Raw genomic sequence first — 18,669 nt, forward strand, 5'->3', positions numbered from 1 at the left:
CTAAAAGCGAAGCGCCTCTAAACCTCTTTGTGATTAATTGATCTTTAATACAATATGCACAAAGAGAAGAGAGAGAAGTAAACGAGCAGCCAAAGTAAATTAGTATAAGTTATCTGTATATCACCACCGAGTACACCGAGGCGCTTCGCGCTACACAGAGAAAACACCCGTAACGTTTAGTCACTTCTCTAGGTGTTCTCCTTCGCTTCTCGGTGGTGAAACACTCACTTTATACCTCGGTTAAAGCGTTATTTTTAAACGCCAGTAAGCTGCGCGATTACAGCCCATTTAACTTATGCGGGTTACTTTTACTTTTATTTTCCCTGCATTGGCGCCGTAAAATCGGCTTAAGTCATTGGCAAAGGGGCTAAATTCACCTGATTTAGTAATGGTTACTGTAGCGCCATTGGCTATTTCAAATAAATATTCGTCGTTATTGTTAATTGCGCCAACCAAAGAGAACCACTGCGCTCTTGGAAGTCGTCTAAATGGTTCAAGCAATGCCATGGGGATTTCTTTAACCCCTAATTGCACATTATCGCGGTGCCAGCCGCTTGCAGTGCATTTTATGCCGTCGTCATACCAAAATTGATTAGGGTAGGGTTTAAACTTATAAGTTGCGCCTTCAACTAACATAAGCCCGGTATTGTTATGTGCCTCGCTGGCAAACACCATCACATCTTGGCTTTGCGAAACTTGTAATACGCTCATGTTTTGGTTTTCAAGGGCAATGTGTTGGCTTAAACCAGTAAAGCTTAATGTGCTGTTATCGTTATACCTAATTTTGTAATGCAGGTTTTTAAGCGATTCTGGGCGATAACTAGTTAGTTTATTAATTCGTGTAGCTACGCTTTGATGTATATGTGGTTCTAAGTTGCTGGCTTCGTTATCAATAAGTACATAGCACTCCCTATCCACCAATTTAAAAAAGGGATTAAACCAAAAGTAATTTTGCTGATGGCTTAAAGCTAGAGGATCGGGCGTTACGGTTACATCGTCTTGGTCAACTAATTTACTGCCAGGCAATAAGGTTTCGTAGTCAATATCGTGGCTGGTTAATAAGCTAATATTAAGTGGTTGCTCAATTAACCATTCAAGCGCATAGCGCAGGCAAATATCAGCTAGGCCATCGCGGTAATAACCGCCGCCAATATCTGAATGCGCCCCTGCAAACCAAAGCTCGGTAATATTATTTTGATGGTTCATTAGGGTGGGTTCAAACGCACGGCGTTTTTCATCAAGCGCTACGCAGTGTAGTGCCTGCGAAATATTATTAGCAATGGTGTGGTTTTCAAATATTACATGCTCGGCACCGCGCGTTGCTTTACTGACTTTTGATAAACCTATTGAGGCCACGGTATCAAATACACATACGTAAACATTATCGCTAATTAAAGGCTCTAGGATTTTTGCAAAACGCCTAGCGAGTGCGCCGCCTCGGCTAAAACCGGTAAGTAAAAGGGTATCGCCTAGTTGGTAATGCGCTTTAAAATCACTCATGGCTTGATTTAAAATACTGGCAACATCGTCACCACGTGGCGCTAAAGTTTGGTTTAAAATACGTTTTAAGCGGCTACCTTTTGTGCCAATACCTTGATAATAAAAACTAAGCTGGTTTGTAAATGGGGTGGTGGGGGAGTCATCGAGTTTGCCGCCTAATAATAAATGCAGCTTTAGAATATTAGAAATACTACTGTCTTCTTTAAAATGGTCTGAGCTAAATTGCTCTGCATCGCGAGGCTCGCCACCAGTACCATCAAAATTAAAAATTAGCGTTTTACCCGTCATAGCCCTAATCCTTTAATTGTTTTAAATACTCTACACAGGCAATGTTAAATATTAAAGACATTAATTTTTCAAATAGCACGCTAAGTGGCGTTAGCGTGCTTAGCGGGTTATTTAGTGATTATCAAACATATAATGATTTAGCTCTGTGCCCTGGGCAGGCTTAAGCGCTGGGTTTAGCTGAATTAACTGCTGATAAACCTCAGGGTAAAACATTTTTAATCGTGCTACGCGGGCTAAGTGGTTTGGCTCAAATTTTTCCACAAGCTGCAAAGCTAAAGGAATCATTGGGCTTAACTCCCCTTTGGTGTAACTTTGCTCTAGTGCTAAGTCGAGTATATCTACGCCAAGCTTACTTGGATCAGCCGGTATTTTATTATCAATTAAAAATTGTACTGCCTCAGAAGAAGACGATGCAGCTTGTGTATAAACGTCGCGCCCATGTATATCGGTAATCGAAAAATCAAAACCCGCCTGTGCGAGTGCTTGCCAATGATTTAGCGAAAAGCGGCTTAATCGTGTTAACTCACGCGGTGGCTTAGGGTTTATGCGGTTTTGCCAAGTAGTGATTAAATCATCAGGGTTTAAGAGTAATAAAGAAAAAAGCGTATCGGTTTCGGCTTGAGTTAATACCGTACTGAGGCTGTATTCATAAGCTTTTTGATATTCTTTCTTAGATAAATATTCGTTAAATGTGCTTTGGCTTCTATCGTTTGAAAGCTGGTTACTCAGACTACTCCACCAATAATTGACTAAAACAGGGTCTATATCGTGCAAAACACGTACAAAGTTAGAACCGTGCTTATTTTTAACCTGTTGAACTTTGTCATAAGCTTGCATTACTGTGTGCAGCTGCTCTGTATCTTTTAACTGTTGTTGTAACAGCTCACAGTTTTGCCTTTTATTGTTTAGCTGCGCTTTTTGCTGCTTTAAATCTACTAAAAAAAGGGCAACATCAGAATTATCAGGCGCAGTTATTTGGGGTAACGCGTTATTGTTAATTTTACTAATAGGGCTAAAGTAAGCGTATTGTGCTGGGTTGTCCTGCTTATTAATATAGGCCCCTTGCTGGTAAATAAAGTCATTTACAAAAAATACCCCTTTGCTATTTAGGTCTTCATTCGCATTGCCGCTATGTGCTTTGTAACCACGCTTTTTAAGATAATCTAAAAGCTGGGTGTGCTTAGTATCTAATGGGGCTAGGGTTAAGTTACCGCTTTTAGGCAGGTTTACAATAGCCACGTCTAAACCTGTAAATAGGCCTGGCTCGTTGGTTGGCGTAACGCCTTTTGTTTGCAGTGCTTTTACAAGAGGTAAATTAAATTTACTGACCGCAATATCGGCTAAGTTATATAAAACAGTGTTTTTTTCGTATAACGGCATGGCATCTAGCACGGGAACTTGCTGTAAAAGCGCAATAATATACTCATTAGGAATATCGTTTTTTATAGCGGTAGCCACTTCATTCACTGTAAATTGGTTAGATGAAATAGCCTGCTCAAACTCTTTTGGCGTAAATTTATTTGCATTAAGCACAAACAATGTCGCCGGAGAAATTACCTCACTGCCTTCAAGTTTAATAAACGTTTTAGAGTAAGTGGTAAATGTATCTGTGTTGTTTAATAAAGCATAAAGGGTTTCTTTTTGTACATTTTCATCAAGGGGTACACTCAGAGTAAGTCCTGGAGGGTTATGCTTATTATCTCCAAGCTGTTGAATCATTTCTTTTACTTTATCATTGGTGAAGCCCTTAATTGCCTCAATACCTTGCCAATTAGCTAACTCGTTTAAAGAGCTAGTAATGTTAAGTTGCTGCTTTTGCTCTGCAATAATGGCATCTTTTAAAAGGGCAATGTATGTACGCTGATTGATTTTTGATAAATCTGTATACTTTAAAAGCGTGGATACCGATGTCCCTTTTTTAAGTTCACTTACAAAAAATGAAACAAGCGACTGATTCAATGTTTGTACTTTATTGCTTTGTTGTTGTGACTGATCTCTACACAGGCTAATCTGTTTTTTTAGTTTATTAACTACCTGTAGCGGTGAGTCCTCATTTGGCTGCTTTTTATTAACTACGCTGGTCTGAGAGGTGGTTGGTTTAACTTGTTCTGCTTGCTCTACAGCTACAGAGTGCGGTTGAGTTTGAAAAAAATAAACAGCTAAAGCAGTGATTATTACAATCCCAAAAAGTACTTTTTTCATTAGCGTCAATCCCTTGAATTACAATTACATCTAACTGCATGGTACTATTTTAGATACGCATAAAGCAAAAAAGCTTTAAAGGATAATTTACATTACCTATTAAAGCTTTTTGACTATTTAGCTGCTGTTTATGTACTAGTGCAGTTTCATTTTAGGGCGCACTACGCGCAGTACTTTTTCGCTTATCCATAATGCAAAGGTTTTTGCGCTGCCGTGTATGGCGCGCTGGTGCATGCGATACAGTGATATATACATAAAGCGAGCAATTTTACCTTCTATAAAAAAGGTATTGCTGGTTAGGTTACCCATTAAATTACCTACCGTACTGTAGCGCGATAAGTTAACGAGAGAGCCATGGTCGCTATATTTAAAGCTGCATAATGGCTGTTGTTTTAACGTGGCAATGAGGTTTTTTTCTACACATAGCGCCATTTGATGCGCCGATTGAGCACGCGGTGGAACGAGCTTTCCGTCTTCTTGGGTAAAGGCGCAGCAATCACCAATAACAAAAATGCTTTCATCTACGGTGCTTTGTAAAAACTCGTTTACTTGAATTTGGTTACTGCGGGTAAGCTCAAAAACACCTAAATCTTTAATAAAGTCTGGCGCTTTTACACCTGCTGCCCATACCATTATATCGGCGTCTATGTGTTCTTCGTCTTTTGTTATAAACCCTTGCTCGGTGGCCTCTTTTACCAGTGTGTGCTCTCGTACGTTTACGCCGAGTTTTAATAACTCGCGTTTTGCGCTATCGGCTATGCGCTCGGGTAGGGCGGGCAAAATACGTGGCCCTGCTTCTATTAAATGAATATGTAAACGCTTAGACGACATATTTGTAAGGCCGTAAAGCTTTAATAATTCAGATACATGGTAAAGCTCTGCCGAGAGCTCAACGCCGGTTGCGCCGCCGCCCACAATGGCAATATTTAATGATTGCTGTTGGTTATCGTCTTGGTGAAGGCGAGTAAAGCTGTCGAGTAGAGAATGCTGAAAACGCTCAGCTTGCTGATTTGAATCTAAAAAGTAGCAATGATCTTTTATGCCTGGGGTATTAAAGTCGTTGCTTACGCTGCCAATGGCAATAACAAGGTGGTCGTAGCGTACGCTGCGCTTTGGCAAAATAGTGTGGCCTAGCTCATCTAGGTGCGGTGCAAGGGTAATGGTTTTATTGCTTTGGTCTATATCGCAAAATGTACCAAGCTGAAAATTATAATGATGTTTTGCAGCGTGAGCTGAATACACAACGCCATCTAAATCGGGGTCAATAGAGCCTGTCGCTACTTCGTGTAGTAACGGCTTCCATATGTGGGTGCGGTTTTTATCGATTAAAAGAATTTCGGCTTGTTTTTTCTTCCCTAATTTATGCCCTAATTGTGTTGCTAGCTCTAGTCCGCCTGCGCCACCGCCAATAACGACGATTTTAGGTTTAGTTATATTCATAGCAATGCCCTTAAAAAATAATATACCCAAATAATCTGCTTATAACGCTTATAAAAAATCACTTGGGTATACAAAATTAGCTTGGCTGTTAGCACCATTGAGCATCTGCTGCGTATTTTGCGCCTAAATAAAACATATGTCAGCAATTGATAAGCTTATTTGTTGTATACTAAGGTCTAAATTGCCTCAATATGAAAAATTTAGCGCTTTACAGGGGCCTAATATAAAGGCGTTACTTTACATAAAAGGCAGCTTACTTTTAATAGGGTATAACGCTGACACTAAATGCTTTTAATTATTTTAATCTATTGATTTAAAGTAGGTTTTAGTGCTTTGTTGATTATTGCAATAAAGCCGCTAATACTTGCAACCTATGCTTTATCTAAATTGCTTTTAATGCCAACAGACACTCTTATATTGAGATGCTTTGGGGTATATGCAAATATTTCATTTACGTTGCACTTTTGCTGTTAAAGCCTATTCCCTAGCCAAAAAGGATATTTATGACCACGCCATTAATTAAATCACTTGAGCAGCATTTTGGTTTTAGCCAATTTAGAGCAGGGCAACAGCAAACCATTGAGCAGCTTTTAAATGGGCAGTCGTCATTGGCTATATTTCCTACGGGCTCGGGTAAGTCGTTGTGTTATCAGCTAACAGCTATGCATTTACCAAACTTAACCTTGGTGGTGTCGCCCTTACTTGCATTGATGAAAGATCAAATTAGCTTTTTAAATAGCAAAGGTATTTACGCGGCAAGCCTTGATTCGAGCCAAGACCAAATGCAAAGCAGCACCGTAATGAACGATGTGCGAAATGGTAAAATTAAAGTATTAATGGTGTCGGTTGAGCGTTTTAAAAACGAGCGTTTTAGAGAGTTTATAAGCCAAGTTGCGCTGTCTATGCTGGTGGTAGACGAAGCGCACTGTATATCTGAATGGGGCCATAACTTTAGACCCGACTACCTTAAACTACCTCGATACCGCGAAGAGCTAAATATTCCACTGGTACTATTACTCACCGCCACAGCCACTAAAAAAGTAAAACGCGACATGAGCGAGCGTTTTAATATTGCCCCTGAGTGTATTGTACAAACCGGCTTTTACCGCGCTAACCTCGATTTAAGCGTGCTAAGTGTAAAAACGGCTGATAAAAACACTGAGCTTACAAACATAGTGCGTGCGCAAAATGGCCCAGGTATTGTGTATGTAACGCTTCAGCAAAGTGCTGAGCAAGTGGCTAATACACTAAGTGCGCAAGGTATTCAGGCGGTTGCGTATCATGCGGGGCTTAAAGATACACTACGCTGGCAAATTCAAGATGATTTTATGGCGGGTAAAATTAACGTTGTTGTGGCAACAATAGCTTTTGGTATGGGTGTTGATAAATCAGATATTCGCTTTGTTATTCATTACGATTTACCAAAATCAATTGAAAACTACAGCCAAGAAATTGGCCGCGCAGGGCGCGATGGCAACCCATCAAACTGTTACACCTTGGCTAATTTAGATGGCCTAAACACAGTAGAAAACTTTGTGTATGGCGACACCCCTGAGCTGAGCGGCATTGAATACGTAATTAACGATATTAAAGCCCAGTCGCAGCAATGGGAAATGCAAGAATACAGTCTTTCAAGCGAAAGTAACATTCGCCAATTAGCGCTTAAAACCTTGCTGGTACAACTAGAAATGCAAGGTGCAATAACGCCGCAGTACGCCTATTATGCCGATTTTAAATACAAGTTTTTGGTTGATAAAAACGAGCTACTTAGCCAGTTTGACGAGCAGCGCCAAGCCTTTTTAACGCAAATATTTAGCCACACCGATTTTAAAAAAATATGGGGCACGCTTAATTTCGACACCCTTACCCAAGCCGCCCAAGTTGACCGTAAACGCGTAGTGGCAGCGCTTGACTACTTAGCCGAAAAAAACCTAATAACCCTTGAAACCAAACGTATTACCCAAGTTTACAAAGTGCATAGTGAGGTTATAAATAACCCTGAACTTGCAAAACAATTACACAGTTATTTTATCGAAAAAGAACAAGCCGAGATTAAACGTATAGCTGCATTGGTACGCTTTTTTGAGCTACAAAGTTGCTTAAGCTATAACTTGGCGCGCTATTTTGACGACCAAAATGCGCCAGCGCAATGCGGGCATTGTAGTGTATGCCGTGGTAATGCTGTAAAGCTTGAGTATTCAATAGAGCCTGCTCACATAGCCGATGACGTTGTTTATCAAAAAGTGGATGAGTTTTTAGCGCACATGGCGACAAAAGGTATTCACAGTGTAGGTATTGAAACTCAGTGCCGCTTTTTAGCGGGCATGAGCGTGCCATTATTTGCACGTAATAAAGTGCGCCAACTGAGTGGTTTTGCGCTTTGTGAGCAGATGCGTTACAGCGATATAAAAGCAAAACTACTAGCGCGTTAAATTAGTTACTGTATCCTAGTGGCTTATTAAAAAAAGTAAGTCACTATGCCTAATACTGTTATTCCAAGTAAAACTATTTCCTCTACACCAGAGCCCGTAACCTGCGCTAATTGCCAGGCATGTTGCTGCCAATTAGAAGTGCGCATAGTGACCGACACGGGCGTGCCTTTTCAGTACATTGATTACGACAAATGGGGCAGCGAAGTAATGAAACGTGCAGACGACGGCTGGTGCCAAGCACTCGACCGTAACACGCTAATGTGTACTATTTACGAAAACCGCCCACTTACGTGTCGCGAGTTCGAAATGGCCTCAAATGAGTGTATTACTGAGCGCGAAATAGCGGGTATTTAATAAAAACATATGCACTAAAAAAGGGGCTCAAAAAGCCCCTTTGGTTTATCTGTGTTTTGTACTAAGCTAATTAATCGTATTTAGCTTCTAGCTCATTAGCTGTATGAAACTTCTCGTGGCTTTGTAATTGCTCATCGTACTTTACAAGGTGTTTAAAGTGGACAAGCTGGCCTGAGTTTTTAACTATTTCTACAATAAACGACATCATAATATCGGCACCGGTTAACGTGTCGCCGACTAAATAACGTTTACCTTGGAGTCGGTCGTTAAAGTAGCTAATTACTTTTACGGTTTCTGCATCGGCGTAATTTTCTAAAAACTCTGTTTTAGCGCCATCTTTTAAAACAAACATTTTAAGCAGTAGCGGCAAAATAGCAGAGCTTTCGGCAAAGTGAAGCCATTGTTGATACTCAACATATTCGGCAGTGCCTGCTTTTGGCGCAAATTTACCGTTACCGTATTTAGTAATTAAATAGTCGGTAATCGCGCCAGATTCGGTAACAATTAAGCCATCGTCTTCAATCACTGGTGACTTACCTAATTGGTGTACTTTTTTAAGTTCGTCAGGCGCTAAAAAGGTCTCTGTGTTGCGCTGGTAGGCAACAATTTCGTAATCAACATCAAGCTCTTCTAAAAGCCAAATAATACGTTTTGAGCGCGATTTGTTTAAATGGTGTAGTTTAATCATGTCAGTCCTTGTTGGCGTTACTGCATGTGCAGTAACGCTTTGTAAAATTTAAAGTGGCTCGTTAATTTTAACAACGGTTTTACCAAAGTTTTTACCATTTAGCATATCGTTAAATGCGCTAATGGTGTTTTCAATACCTTCTACCATGTGTTCGCGGTACTGTACTTTGCCTTCTTTAAGCCATTTTTGCATGTCTTGTGCAAATTCGTCGTAGCGGTGGCCGTAGTCGTCGAAAATTATAAAGCCTTGCATTTTAATACGTTTAGTAAGCAATTGCCCCATAAGCATACCCATACGATCAGGACCATCTGGAAGGCTGGTAGAATTATATTGCGATACTAAACCACACAGTGGCACACGGGCTGCGGTATTAAGTAGAGGTAATACGGCATCAAACACTTTACCGCCCACATTTTCATAATAAACATCTATGCCGTTATCACAGGCTTTTTCTAGCTGCTCTGCAAAGTCATCCGCTTTGTGATCAATACAGGCATCGAAGCCCAGCTTTTCAACAGCATGTGTACATTTTTCGCTGCCACCAGCAACGCCTACCACTTTACAGCCTTTAATTTTGGCTATTTGGCCAACGGTTGCGCCAACCGGCCCTGTTGCTGCAGCTACTACGACGGTTTCGCCTTCTTTAGGTGCGCCAATATCAAGTAAGCCCATGTAGGCTGTAAAGCCTGGCATACCCATAATACCGAGTGCGTACGATGGGTTTTCTGGCTCTTTACCTAATTGCATAAGGCCTTCGCCGTTAGTAATGGCGTAATCTTGCCAACCGGTGTAAGCAAGTACCCATTCGCCTTCGCTGTATTTATCGTTTTTAGACTCTTCTACTTGGCATACGGTAGCGCCTACCATTACATCGCCCACATTAACCGGATCGGCATACGACTTTGCATCGCTCATGCGGCCACGCATGTATGGGTCAAGTGATAGGTAAATAGTGCGCAGCAGCACCTCGCCATCTTTAAGCGCTGGTAAATCTACTGTTTTAAGTTCAAAGTTTTCATCGGTAGGGGCACCGTGCGGGCGTGATGCTAAAGTAAGTTGACGACTAGTTGCAGACATAAAAATCTCCTCTTAAGAGTGAATTTACTTAGCGAATGTTTACGCGTTTAAAACCAGGTTGAGCCTAAACAATAATGCGCGCTAAGTTTTACGAAAATAAAAATTTGTACCTTAATACACGAGCTTTGGGCGCGAGGCTGGTAATTCAAGCTTTGCAGAGTATTTATTCTAAACGGTTTATTTTAGCTTGCTAAAAATATGGCTATCGTAAAACACACCATTTTTATAAATGGCCTGTTTGAGAACGGCTTCAGCTTTAAAGCCGCATTTAGTGAGTGCCTTTACAGAGCCAGTATTACCAGCAAATACAGCGCCAAAAATTCTATTTAGGTTTGAGCTTTTAAATGCGTCATCGCAAATTTGCGAAATAGCCTGGCTCATTACTCCTTGCCCCCAAAAGTGGCTATTAAGCCAATAGCCTATTTCGCCACTGCGGCTATATTCAAATTCTCCGGGGGTGATACCAATACACCCCGCAAATTGCTCATCTACAACAATGGCCTTAACTATTCCACTTTTAGAGCCTTGGTTTATCCACCAGTCGGCGTCGGCTTGAGTATACGGAAATGGAATTTTAGAGGATAAAAAGCGCGTAACCTGTTCATCATTTAAGGTATTAATAATGTGTGGCGCGTCTTTTGGTTTAAAGTCTCTTAGGGTGATCATTGTTTTAATTAAGTGTCTGTTGCATACGGGTCAACTTAGCAAGCAATTAGAGATTGCACAATCACAAAGATTAACCGTTTACGGCTATAACTTTGTTTTAAAGTACTCTAATATAAGCAAAATATGATACCTGTTTAAGATACCTTTATGCACCCACACATAGCAGCCCTTTATAATAGTGCCCAAAAACCAAGCCGTTTAATTATAGGTTTAATGAGTGGTACCTCGTTAGATGGGCTCGATGTAGCACTGTGTAAGGTAACGGGCGCAGGTATAAATACGCAAATTGAAGTGCTTAACTTTACCACCGTTGACTATAACAACGAGTATAAAAGCAAAATAAAGCAAGTATTTGCTAAACGAGAGTGTGATTTAGAACTTGTTACTTTATTACACCCGTGGGTTGGTAAACTCCATGGCGATATGGTTAATCAGTGCTTACATACTTGGCAGGTAAATCCAGCAAGTATTGATGTAATAGCCAGTCACGGGCAAACAATTTACCATTGCCCACAGTCGCAGCATAATCATAAAAGCTTTACTAATGGCACATTACAAATTGGCGATAGCGACCAAATAGCCGTTACTACCGGTATTACAACGATTGGCGACTTTAGGCAAAAACACATAGCCGCAGGAGGGGAAGGTGCACCGCTTGCGGTATATGGCGATTACTTATTTTTTGCAAACCCCAATGAGAACCGCATTTTATTAAACATGGGTGGTATTGCTAATTTAACGTTTTTACCTAAAAGCGGTGATGCAAATAGCGTATTTAGTAGCGATATAGGCCCAGGTAACACCATTATGGATGCGTACGTACAGCAGAATTTTAAAGGTATGCACTTTGATGATGGCGCTAGAATAGCTAAAGCTGGCAAGGTAAATACAGCCTTATTAAATGCAATGTGTAGCAACACTTTTTTTGAGCTTGCGCTGCCTAAAACAACAGGGCCTGAGGTATTTAATTTAGGCTATTTATATGCTGCTCAACAGCAAACAAATACACAGCACTTAAGCCATGAAGATGTAATGGCAACTTTAAATATGTTTAGCGCGAGGGTAATTGCAAACGCGTTAAATGAATGCGGGCAAAGTGCTAAAGAGTGTGTGGTGTACGCAAGTGGTGGCGGTATTCATAACCCATTATTAATGGCGCACCTTAATGCGCTGTGCCCGACTATTAAAGCGTTTAAAAATACCGACGATTTAGGCATAAACCCCGATGCCAAAGAAGCCGTACTATTTGCCATTTTAGCCAACGAATGCCTAGCAGGTGAGCAGCAGCACCTAAATAATACTGCGCAGGGTATTGCTGGGGTCACTATGGGTAAAGTGAGTTTTGCTGATTAAGTTTTTATAAATTTGTATACCAACACATTAAAAAAACGAAAATAAACTTGAGCTCATATTCCGAAAGTATTTTTTAACGCCGTGTGGCTTAGTTTGGCTTTTAAGGGCTTGCTGATTTTTATAACCAGCCTCAAACGCATTTACTTGCATATCAAACTGTAAACTATTTTTTAAAGTGGCATTTAAGCCATGCAGAATCAATTGCATTACTAAGCAGTGGCTTTGGGTAATTTTACTTAATGTTAAATACACATAACCACGCTCTAAGTCGGCGTTAGTGAGTACTTTTTCAGTAAAGTATTGTGCATCACGGGCACTGGGATATGTTGCGCTCAGCGAAATAATATCGTTTTCGTGGGCGTCGTCAGGCAATACGCATTGCAGCGTTATTTCATGCATAGCACTGGCTTGCAAGGTTAACTGCTCGTATTCCATTGTGTGGCCCATAGCCGCAGAGAGAGGATCTTCAAACGATTGTAACGCAAATGTGAGTTGCGTCATTGGTGTGCTCATTTACTTCAACTTCTAGATTATAAAAAATACAGTTCGAGTTTAAATTATCACCTATTTTGATTGCAGTTTTATGACAAATTGCACTTAATCGGATAATCGCTGTATTTTGATCAAAAAAGATCGCTATATGTTCTTTCTCATTCAACTTTGGAATAATTTGTCACACATCTGGAATAAAGAGCCTTACGTGGCAAGGCTTGTAGGGATGGTGCTGTCGTTCCTTATTTGGGTTTTCCTCATAGGCTTCTCTTCATAGGGAATAGAATTTGGTTTTTTAGGCTTTACCTAATCAAAGCATTAAATAGAGATTCCAAATTAAAATTTCATACTTATCTTTTTTGATTTAATACGGTATGCATTGCGGTTGAATGTTGTAGCCCGTATTAAAAGAGTTCCCCACAAGCCAAGCTATCTTATGCTAAAAATGTAGTAAGGCCTTTATGAGCGATAACAGGTCATTGAGATTGGCTAAATATCGTCGTTAATTGATTGGTTAAACTGCACTTTGCGCATATATTCATGAAAATGAGCGCTGCGCGCAAATTGGATTATTAACTTCACCTAAAAACTTTAGAAAACTTAGTTATAGTAATACCTTAGGTAATTTGCTAAAACTATATAAAGTAGATAGATGAGCGTTATGTCGGCAGAAATATGCTTGATGAGCGTACTATTAAATTGCTAGGTGTTCGGCAGATCTTACAGTAGGGATATAACTTGAAAATTAGACACTTAGAAGAATTTGATCATAAAGATCTTCATAATATTTATAGCTTTACGGAAGTAATGGCAAATACATCACAACTTCCTTTTTTGAGCTCTTCGCAAGTTTCAAATCTCTTTTCAGCATCAAATCAATACACGTTAGTCGCAGAAGTTGATGGTAAGGTGGTTGGACACGTGACGCTATTCCTAACGGATAAAGTTCGGGATAAGCATACTGCTTCTATTGCCATCGCTGTTCACCCTGAAAGTCACGGACAAGGTGTCGGAAAAGCCTTGATGCATGAAGCAATCAATCAAGCTGATAATTGGCTTAATTTAGTTCGTGTTGAATTAGAGGTTCATGCTGATAATCTTTCAGCCAAAGCTCTGTATGAAAAGGTAGGCTTTGAAACTGAGGGCATTAAGCGTTTGAGTACATTCAAAAGTGGACGGTATATAGATATGGTTATCATGTCCAGAATCAGCCCTGCACATGGAATGAACGCATAACAAAGCGTTTAAGGCAGATTCGCAACGCATGGCATTCTTGGTTCAAATGAGTTTTGTGTTTACGGTTTAATGGTTTAGGTTAGACGTAGGCGTCGCTCACTACTTAACGCGGCGTTATGTTGTTTTGCAAGTTAGTAGGAATTTTTAAAGGGATTTGAATTGAATGAAATTTTTCAAACTTACAGTGATAATATTATTTGCTTTAATTATTGGTGCAGCACTGTCATACCAGAAAATCATCACAGACATATTGATACCACAGTATGTTGACTGGGCTTATGAAACTGAAAGAAAAGGCTCGGAGTCAGGAATTCCGCTAAATTCACGAGAATTAGCTTTGGCAGCTGATATAGGAATTCAAAAACCAGAGAAAGTCAGGATTGTACATGTTGAAGAAGTACCCTTTCCATTCAAAAACTTCGCTCTAAAAACACTAGGTGAAGCACTAGGTTTTATTGGTGAAGGTATTACCAATAACGCTCAGGCTTTCGGGTATTCTATTTATGTTCGTAATGGATATGAGCTCAATAGGCCAAAATTGGCTCATGAATTGGTTCATGTGCTACAAATCGAAAGATCTAGTCTTGACCAAGTGATAACTCAGCACTTCTCTGACATAGCTGAATTTGGTTATGACAAAGCACCTTTAGAAGTCGAGGCTTTTAAAGCAAATAAACAGTATGCAGCTGATTGGTAATTAAACGTTGAAAAATCACATTAAGTCGGTCGCAAGCTCCCTGGGACAGTAATACGTGGACTCAGTCGCTTCGCTCCAAATTTTAGCCCACGTGTTATTCCCCCTAAGCGGGATGTTAGTTGGCTTCAACCTAGTCAGCAGCACGGAACAAGTTTTCGGAGTATTTAAAAGTGGACTTTGTTATAGGCTTAATTCCATTTTTATTGTTCTATGTTTTAGTGAATTATATCCAAAGCACTATTGGGTATTACCCTAAACTAGCTAGAGAATATAAAACGGATTTAAGCATTTCGGATTCATCTATTTTTAAATCACGCAGTATGTACCTGACAAATATTGCAGATATTTCTCGTGAGAAAAACAGTGAATATAGGACTTGGCTAAATATCAAATCATTTGAGCAAGGGGTATTTATAAGCCAAAAACGGATGCTGATTCTACTATTTCCCAAGAGTTTTTTTATACCATGGGAGCAAATTAGCTTAATAAAAGAGAAAACTAATTTTCTTAAAAATCAATATCTTTATAAAGTCGAATATAAAAAAGAACCTATTTATATCATTACGAAATTCGATTTGTTAAAAAGCTCAACTAACAAGAAAATCAATAAGGACTAAAAACAGTCGGCTTTTGCTCCTGCGTCGCCTATTTTAGCCAACAATTTTTGGGTCAAAAGAGTCAAATTTTGACTTCATACATCAAGGTTTGCCAGTGCCTGCTGATGTCGCACTAGCGAAGTTTGCCAGAGTACGCCTATCAAATTAACTATATCCTTAAACCTTTAATGTACTTGAGTGGCTAGCAACGTACGGGTGATCCCTTCCAGCGTTAATTGAGAAATAAGCTCAATTCCAGCATTGAATGGGAAATATTCCAAATTCCTATTGGAAATTCACTTATTAAAGCCTCGCCTTATATAAAGCCCTGTTCCAAGCTTGAATGAGAAAGAATATAAGTGAGGTTGTTTTAGCTGTTTAGAGGTTATATTTAGAACCTCTCTTAGTGTTATGGTAATACTAAGCAAATAAATTTTAGAAATAAGGTATTTATAGGTGTTTTTTAATAGAACCGTGTTTTTAGTTTTTACTTTATTATCGGGCTGTTCTATAGCTAAAAGCGTTGATTCGTTTTCTTTAAGCGAAATGAGTGAAACACAATACTTACTTGAAACAGCAGCGCAGCCCACGATTAAAGTTATTGCTGATGTGCAAGGAGCTGACGAGCTAGAATTAGTAAAAGTTTATGATTTAACGTGTAATGGTGTTAACTACCAAGTGCCTGCCGTTAAGGGAGATATCGAAAACGCGGTGTCTATTACTGAACACATAGAGTATTTTATATTTAAAAACGTAGGCGATAATTTATCAGCGATTAAAACAATCGGATCTATTGAGGTTAAAAGGCGAAGTGACGGTATTGTAGTGAATGAGCACACCATCGACCCATCACTGACCAGTTTTAATAAAAACCTGTGTAACAGTATTAACCGCAGCGGCGATATGGATTACCCAATACAATTTGCAGGCGCTGGTAATTAGTATTTAAAAACTAACTTAAATATTATTTACTAAGTAACTATAAAGCCCCTGTGTTAAACGTAACGTTTAACACAGGGGCTTTATAGTTTTAGATTAACTGGCTTAACACGCAAACGCATTAAAACGAATACTGCAGCCTTAATGAGATTGCATTGCCCGATGTGATAGTACCGCCTGCTTCAAAGTAGTCGGCCATAAACTTTATGTTTTTGTTTACGGTGTAGTTAACGCCGAGGGCGTAGGTTTTTGCGTCTTGGTTTTCTTGCTTGAGCTTAAGTAGGCTGTAGCGGCCTGTAACTTCCCAGCCTGGCTCTGAGCTTGCGCCTAGTTTTGCGTTTTTATACTTACGGTATCCGCCTGATAGCTGATAACCAAATTGCAAATAGCCGCCTTCGTAATCATTGGTTGTATTTTCAATACTGGTTACTTGTGCTTGTTGCCACTCGGCCATCATGGTAAATCTATCTTTAAGCCATAGTAGCTCTACGCCTTGTTGCGAGAGGCTATCTGCATTAATTTTATCGCCTTCTATTAATGAGTCGGCGGTATAAACCTCAAGAGGTTCATTCACTCTAAATTCGTTACCGTCGTACTGCCTTTCACTAAAGGCGATGCCTAGGTGTAAAAGGTTGGTATCTTGCTGCCATGGCACCCAAGCTACCCGCCCTGTAATAGCTGATGTTGCTTCGTCTTCATCGGGCTCGTAATAACCTAGCTGCCAATTTACTGAGGCTATGTCCCCGGAAAGGCTAATACCTAAGCTGCGTCCTGGTGAAAACGCTTCGCTTATCATGCTACGCTCAAGCATTAGTAATTTACGCGAGCTAGTTAGTTTTTCTAGGCCAAAACCTTCTTTTTGTTGGCCTATGGTTAAATCGGCATATTTCCAGCCAGAGTATTCTAGGTAGGCGTCTTTTATTTCGGTTTCGCCATCGGCAAAGCCAAGCTGAAATTTACTTTTCCAGTCTTTGCTTATGTCTGATTTAAAACTTAGGCGTGCGCGGCGTATTTCAGAGGTACTTTCTGAGCTGCTGCTGTCGTATTGCCCCTCTAACAATGAGGTATCAAACTTGTTGTAGTCGAGCATGATATAGCCGCTTAGGTCTATATCGTCGTTAATTTTGGCAAAGCTTGCGTTACTAACAAGGCAAAGCGCTGAAAGTGCCGCATAAGTCATCGTTTGTTTAGAGGTCATGTTAGGCTGCCTTTGTTTGTTTTTCGGCTAAGTAACTTACTTTTAGTTGCGCTACGTCTCTTAAAAAGTCGATGTGCTCTATATCTACAGCAACTACGTTTAGGCCTGTGCGCTGTTTTAAATCATTGATGAGAATGGCTTGGTTTTGTGGGGTTATGTTTTCTATGCGCTCGTAGCAAACGCTTTGTACTTCGTAGCGTTTTACAAATACGCTTGAGTCAATCAAAAAGGCAATTAAGCAAATAATGCCATTAAGAATACTTAGCTCAATTAGGCTCATTTGCCCTACAGAGGTCAGTAAAGCAATGGCAGTAACAAGGAATAAGTAGGTCATTTCTTTAATCGAAATAGACTCAGTGCGGTACCTTAGCATGGTAAATACGGCAAATAGGCCAAATGCAAATTCCATCGACATATCAACGCCGTGCAGCAAAAAGGTAATAATAAAAACGCCTACGCCAAATAAAATAAACGAGCCTGCTACCACTGCATTTTTACTTACGCGAAAATAACAGCCATAGCAAAGTACCGCCAGCGATAGGATGTTTACTAAAAAGCGGGAAAGAAAAATAAGATCTAATTTGGTCATTTTAATTATTCTCTAAAGGTAAAAGTGGGTTAGTGCGGTTAAGGTGTTTTAAACGGGCTAAAACAGGTTTAAAGCGGTTTACTTTTAAACGCTCGGGGTAGAGCAAAGCACAGCCAATGCAGTATTTACTAAACGAGGCAGGGAATATGTGGTGTTTGCTCATAAGTTTATAAAATGGCGAGCGTTTTGTTTTTTTACTTTGTTTAAGCTCGGCAATAAAAAAGCCCGGTAAGGTTATTTTGTTATCGCCTTTTGGGGTGTTGTACCACAGGTTAAAATCAAGCGTTAAGCGCTCGGCTTTTTCTTCGTTAGCTAGGGCTATGCGGTTATAGCCGCTTTGCTGGGTTACATTTAAATGTGCAAAGCTGTTTTTCATTTGCTCTTTAATAAACGCCGTGCTGTTAGCTTGCTCGTTGTTAGTTTGCGCGAGCTTTATACGTGTTTTTACTGTGCGGCTTTGGTTGTTTTTTAGTTTTATTTCTAGGTATTCGGTGGCGGTATCAACGTAGCGCCTTTGGCGTACTTTGTAGCGATTAAGCTTACCGTTATGGTGGGCTTTATATAAATCAAGTTCGGGCGTATCAAAGTATTGATTATAATAAGAGAATAAACGCTTACCTTGTATATCAAGTACCCGATACTGGCCTTGTATATGAGTAAGTAGCTCAGGTAAAAACGACAGCGGTAGCATAAACTTGCTATCTACACGGTTCATTAAATTAGCGTTATTAAGATCGTTTAATCCGTAACCTTCAAACGGAATAAGCAACTCGTTAATTAAGCTTGTTAGTGAGCCATGCGCGTTTGACTCTTGAGGTTGAGCCTGCTTATTTTTAGTGTTTATTGCAGTAATTGCTACTGGTGAGATTGAAGTATCCTTTTCAAAAAGTTCATCCTTAAAACGTGCTTGAATTGTCATAAT

The 18,669-nt window shown here is 39.9% G+C and carries 17 protein-coding genes; 7 read left to right on the forward strand and 10 right to left on the reverse strand.

Annotated elements, in window-relative coordinates:
• Positions 1 to 288 precede the first annotated feature (288 nt).
• The 3 genes from CWC04_RS09100 to CWC04_RS09110 form a co-directional block, all read right to left on the reverse strand.
• The gene (locus CWC04_RS09100; RefSeq protein WP_138685214.1) at positions 289 to 1,788 is read right to left on the reverse strand and encodes a phospholipase effector Tle1 domain-containing protein; all 1,500 of its coding nucleotides are present in this window, start codon (positions 1,786 to 1,788) and stop codon (positions 289 to 291) included.
• A 111-nt stretch (positions 1,789 to 1,899) separates the two neighbouring features.
• On the reverse strand, positions 1,900 to 3,990 hold the full coding sequence (locus CWC04_RS09105; protein ID WP_138685215.1) for a cupric reductase: 2,091 nt from the start codon (positions 3,988 to 3,990) through the stop codon (positions 1,900 to 1,902).
• Between the two features lie 135 nt (positions 3,991 to 4,125).
• Positions 4,126 to 5,430, reverse strand: coding sequence for an NAD(P)/FAD-dependent oxidoreductase (locus tag CWC04_RS09110; protein ID WP_138685216.1), 1,305 nt, complete (start codon positions 5,428 to 5,430; stop codon positions 4,126 to 4,128).
• A gap of 503 nt (positions 5,431 to 5,933) precedes the next feature.
• Here CWC04_RS09110 and CWC04_RS09115 point away from each other — a divergent pair.
• Together CWC04_RS09115 and CWC04_RS09120 are read left to right on the forward strand one after the other, a co-directional pair.
• Positions 5,934 to 7,862 (forward strand): RecQ family ATP-dependent DNA helicase, encoded by a 1,929-nt coding sequence (locus CWC04_RS09115; protein WP_138685217.1) that lies wholly within the window; start codon positions 5,934 to 5,936, stop codon positions 7,860 to 7,862.
• A gap of 45 nt (positions 7,863 to 7,907) precedes the next feature.
• On the forward strand, positions 7,908 to 8,216 hold the full coding sequence (locus CWC04_RS09120) for a YkgJ family cysteine cluster protein (RefSeq protein ID WP_004586962.1): 309 nt from the start codon (positions 7,908 to 7,910) through the stop codon (positions 8,214 to 8,216).
• A gap of 70 nt (positions 8,217 to 8,286) precedes the next feature.
• Here CWC04_RS09120 and CWC04_RS09125 read toward each other — a convergent pair whose 3' ends face one another.
• The 3 genes from CWC04_RS09125 to CWC04_RS09135 all read right to left on the reverse strand — a co-directional run bounded on the left by CWC04_RS09125 (position 8,287) and on the right by CWC04_RS09135 (position 10,647).
• Positions 8,287 to 8,904, reverse strand: a complete 618-nt coding sequence (locus CWC04_RS09125; RefSeq protein WP_096042688.1) for a glutathione S-transferase family protein — start codon at positions 8,902 to 8,904, stop codon at positions 8,287 to 8,289.
• Between the two features lie 48 nt (positions 8,905 to 8,952).
• Entirely contained in the window at positions 8,953 to 9,981 is a 1,029-nt protein-coding gene (gene curA, locus CWC04_RS09130; protein WP_055255619.1) for an NADPH-dependent curcumin/dihydrocurcumin reductase, read from the reverse strand.
• 177 nt (positions 9,982 to 10,158) lie between these two features.
• Entirely contained in the window at positions 10,159 to 10,647 is a 489-nt protein-coding gene (locus tag CWC04_RS09135; RefSeq protein ID WP_138685218.1) for a GNAT family N-acetyltransferase, read from the reverse strand.
• A gap of 147 nt (positions 10,648 to 10,794) precedes the next feature.
• Between CWC04_RS09135 and CWC04_RS09140 the strand changes: the two genes are divergently transcribed.
• Positions 10,795 to 12,000, forward strand: a complete 1,206-nt coding sequence (locus CWC04_RS09140) for an anhydro-N-acetylmuramic acid kinase (RefSeq protein ID WP_138685219.1) — start codon at positions 10,795 to 10,797, stop codon at positions 11,998 to 12,000.
• Positions 12,001 to 12,027: 27 nt separating this feature from the next.
• Here the strand turns inward: CWC04_RS09140 and CWC04_RS09145 are convergent, their stop codons facing one another.
• The gene (locus tag CWC04_RS09145) at positions 12,028 to 12,513 is read right to left on the reverse strand and encodes a hypothetical protein (RefSeq protein ID WP_171038569.1); all 486 of its coding nucleotides are present in this window, start codon (positions 12,511 to 12,513) and stop codon (positions 12,028 to 12,030) included.
• 717 nt (positions 12,514 to 13,230) lie between these two features.
• Between CWC04_RS09145 and CWC04_RS09150 the strand changes: the two genes are divergently transcribed.
• The 4 genes from CWC04_RS09150 to CWC04_RS09165 all read left to right on the forward strand — a co-directional run bounded on the left by CWC04_RS09150 (position 13,231) and on the right by CWC04_RS09165 (position 15,963).
• Positions 13,231 to 13,728, forward strand: coding sequence for a GNAT family N-acetyltransferase (locus CWC04_RS09150; RefSeq protein ID WP_002962781.1), 498 nt, complete (start codon positions 13,231 to 13,233; stop codon positions 13,726 to 13,728).
• A 163-nt stretch (positions 13,729 to 13,891) separates the two neighbouring features.
• On the forward strand, positions 13,892 to 14,425 hold the full coding sequence (locus CWC04_RS09155; RefSeq protein ID WP_138685221.1) for a hypothetical protein: 534 nt from the start codon (positions 13,892 to 13,894) through the stop codon (positions 14,423 to 14,425).
• Between the two features lie 170 nt (positions 14,426 to 14,595).
• Positions 14,596 to 15,042, forward strand: a complete 447-nt coding sequence (locus CWC04_RS09160) for a hypothetical protein (protein ID WP_138685222.1) — start codon at positions 14,596 to 14,598, stop codon at positions 15,040 to 15,042.
• 435 nt (positions 15,043 to 15,477) lie between these two features.
• Positions 15,478 to 15,963, forward strand: coding sequence for a hypothetical protein (locus tag CWC04_RS09165; RefSeq protein WP_138685223.1), 486 nt, complete (start codon positions 15,478 to 15,480; stop codon positions 15,961 to 15,963).
• A 118-nt stretch (positions 15,964 to 16,081) separates the two neighbouring features.
• Here the strand turns inward: CWC04_RS09165 and CWC04_RS09170 are convergent, their stop codons facing one another.
• The 3 genes from CWC04_RS09170 to CWC04_RS09180 are packed head-to-tail and all read right to left on the reverse strand — an operon-like array spanning position 16,082 to position 18,666.
• Positions 16,082 to 17,158, reverse strand: coding sequence for an OprO/OprP family phosphate-selective porin (locus CWC04_RS09170; RefSeq protein ID WP_138685224.1), 1,077 nt, complete (start codon positions 17,156 to 17,158; stop codon positions 16,082 to 16,084).
• A gap of 1 nt (position 17,159) precedes the next feature.
• A complete protein-coding gene (locus tag CWC04_RS09175) occupies positions 17,160 to 17,747 on the reverse strand; it encodes a DUF4956 domain-containing protein (RefSeq protein ID WP_029772252.1) in 588 nt (195 codons plus the stop codon).
• A 1-nt stretch (position 17,748) separates the two neighbouring features.
• On the reverse strand, positions 17,749 to 18,666 hold the full coding sequence (locus tag CWC04_RS09180) for a polyphosphate polymerase domain-containing protein (RefSeq protein WP_138685225.1): 918 nt from the start codon (positions 18,664 to 18,666) through the stop codon (positions 17,749 to 17,751).
• Positions 18,667 to 18,669: the final 3 nt, after the last annotated feature.

Origin of the sequence: Pseudoalteromonas sp. S2893, from assembly GCF_005887105.1 — a bacterium.
GTDB classification, from domain to species: Bacteria; Pseudomonadota; Gammaproteobacteria; order Enterobacterales; family Alteromonadaceae; genus Pseudoalteromonas; species Pseudoalteromonas atlantica.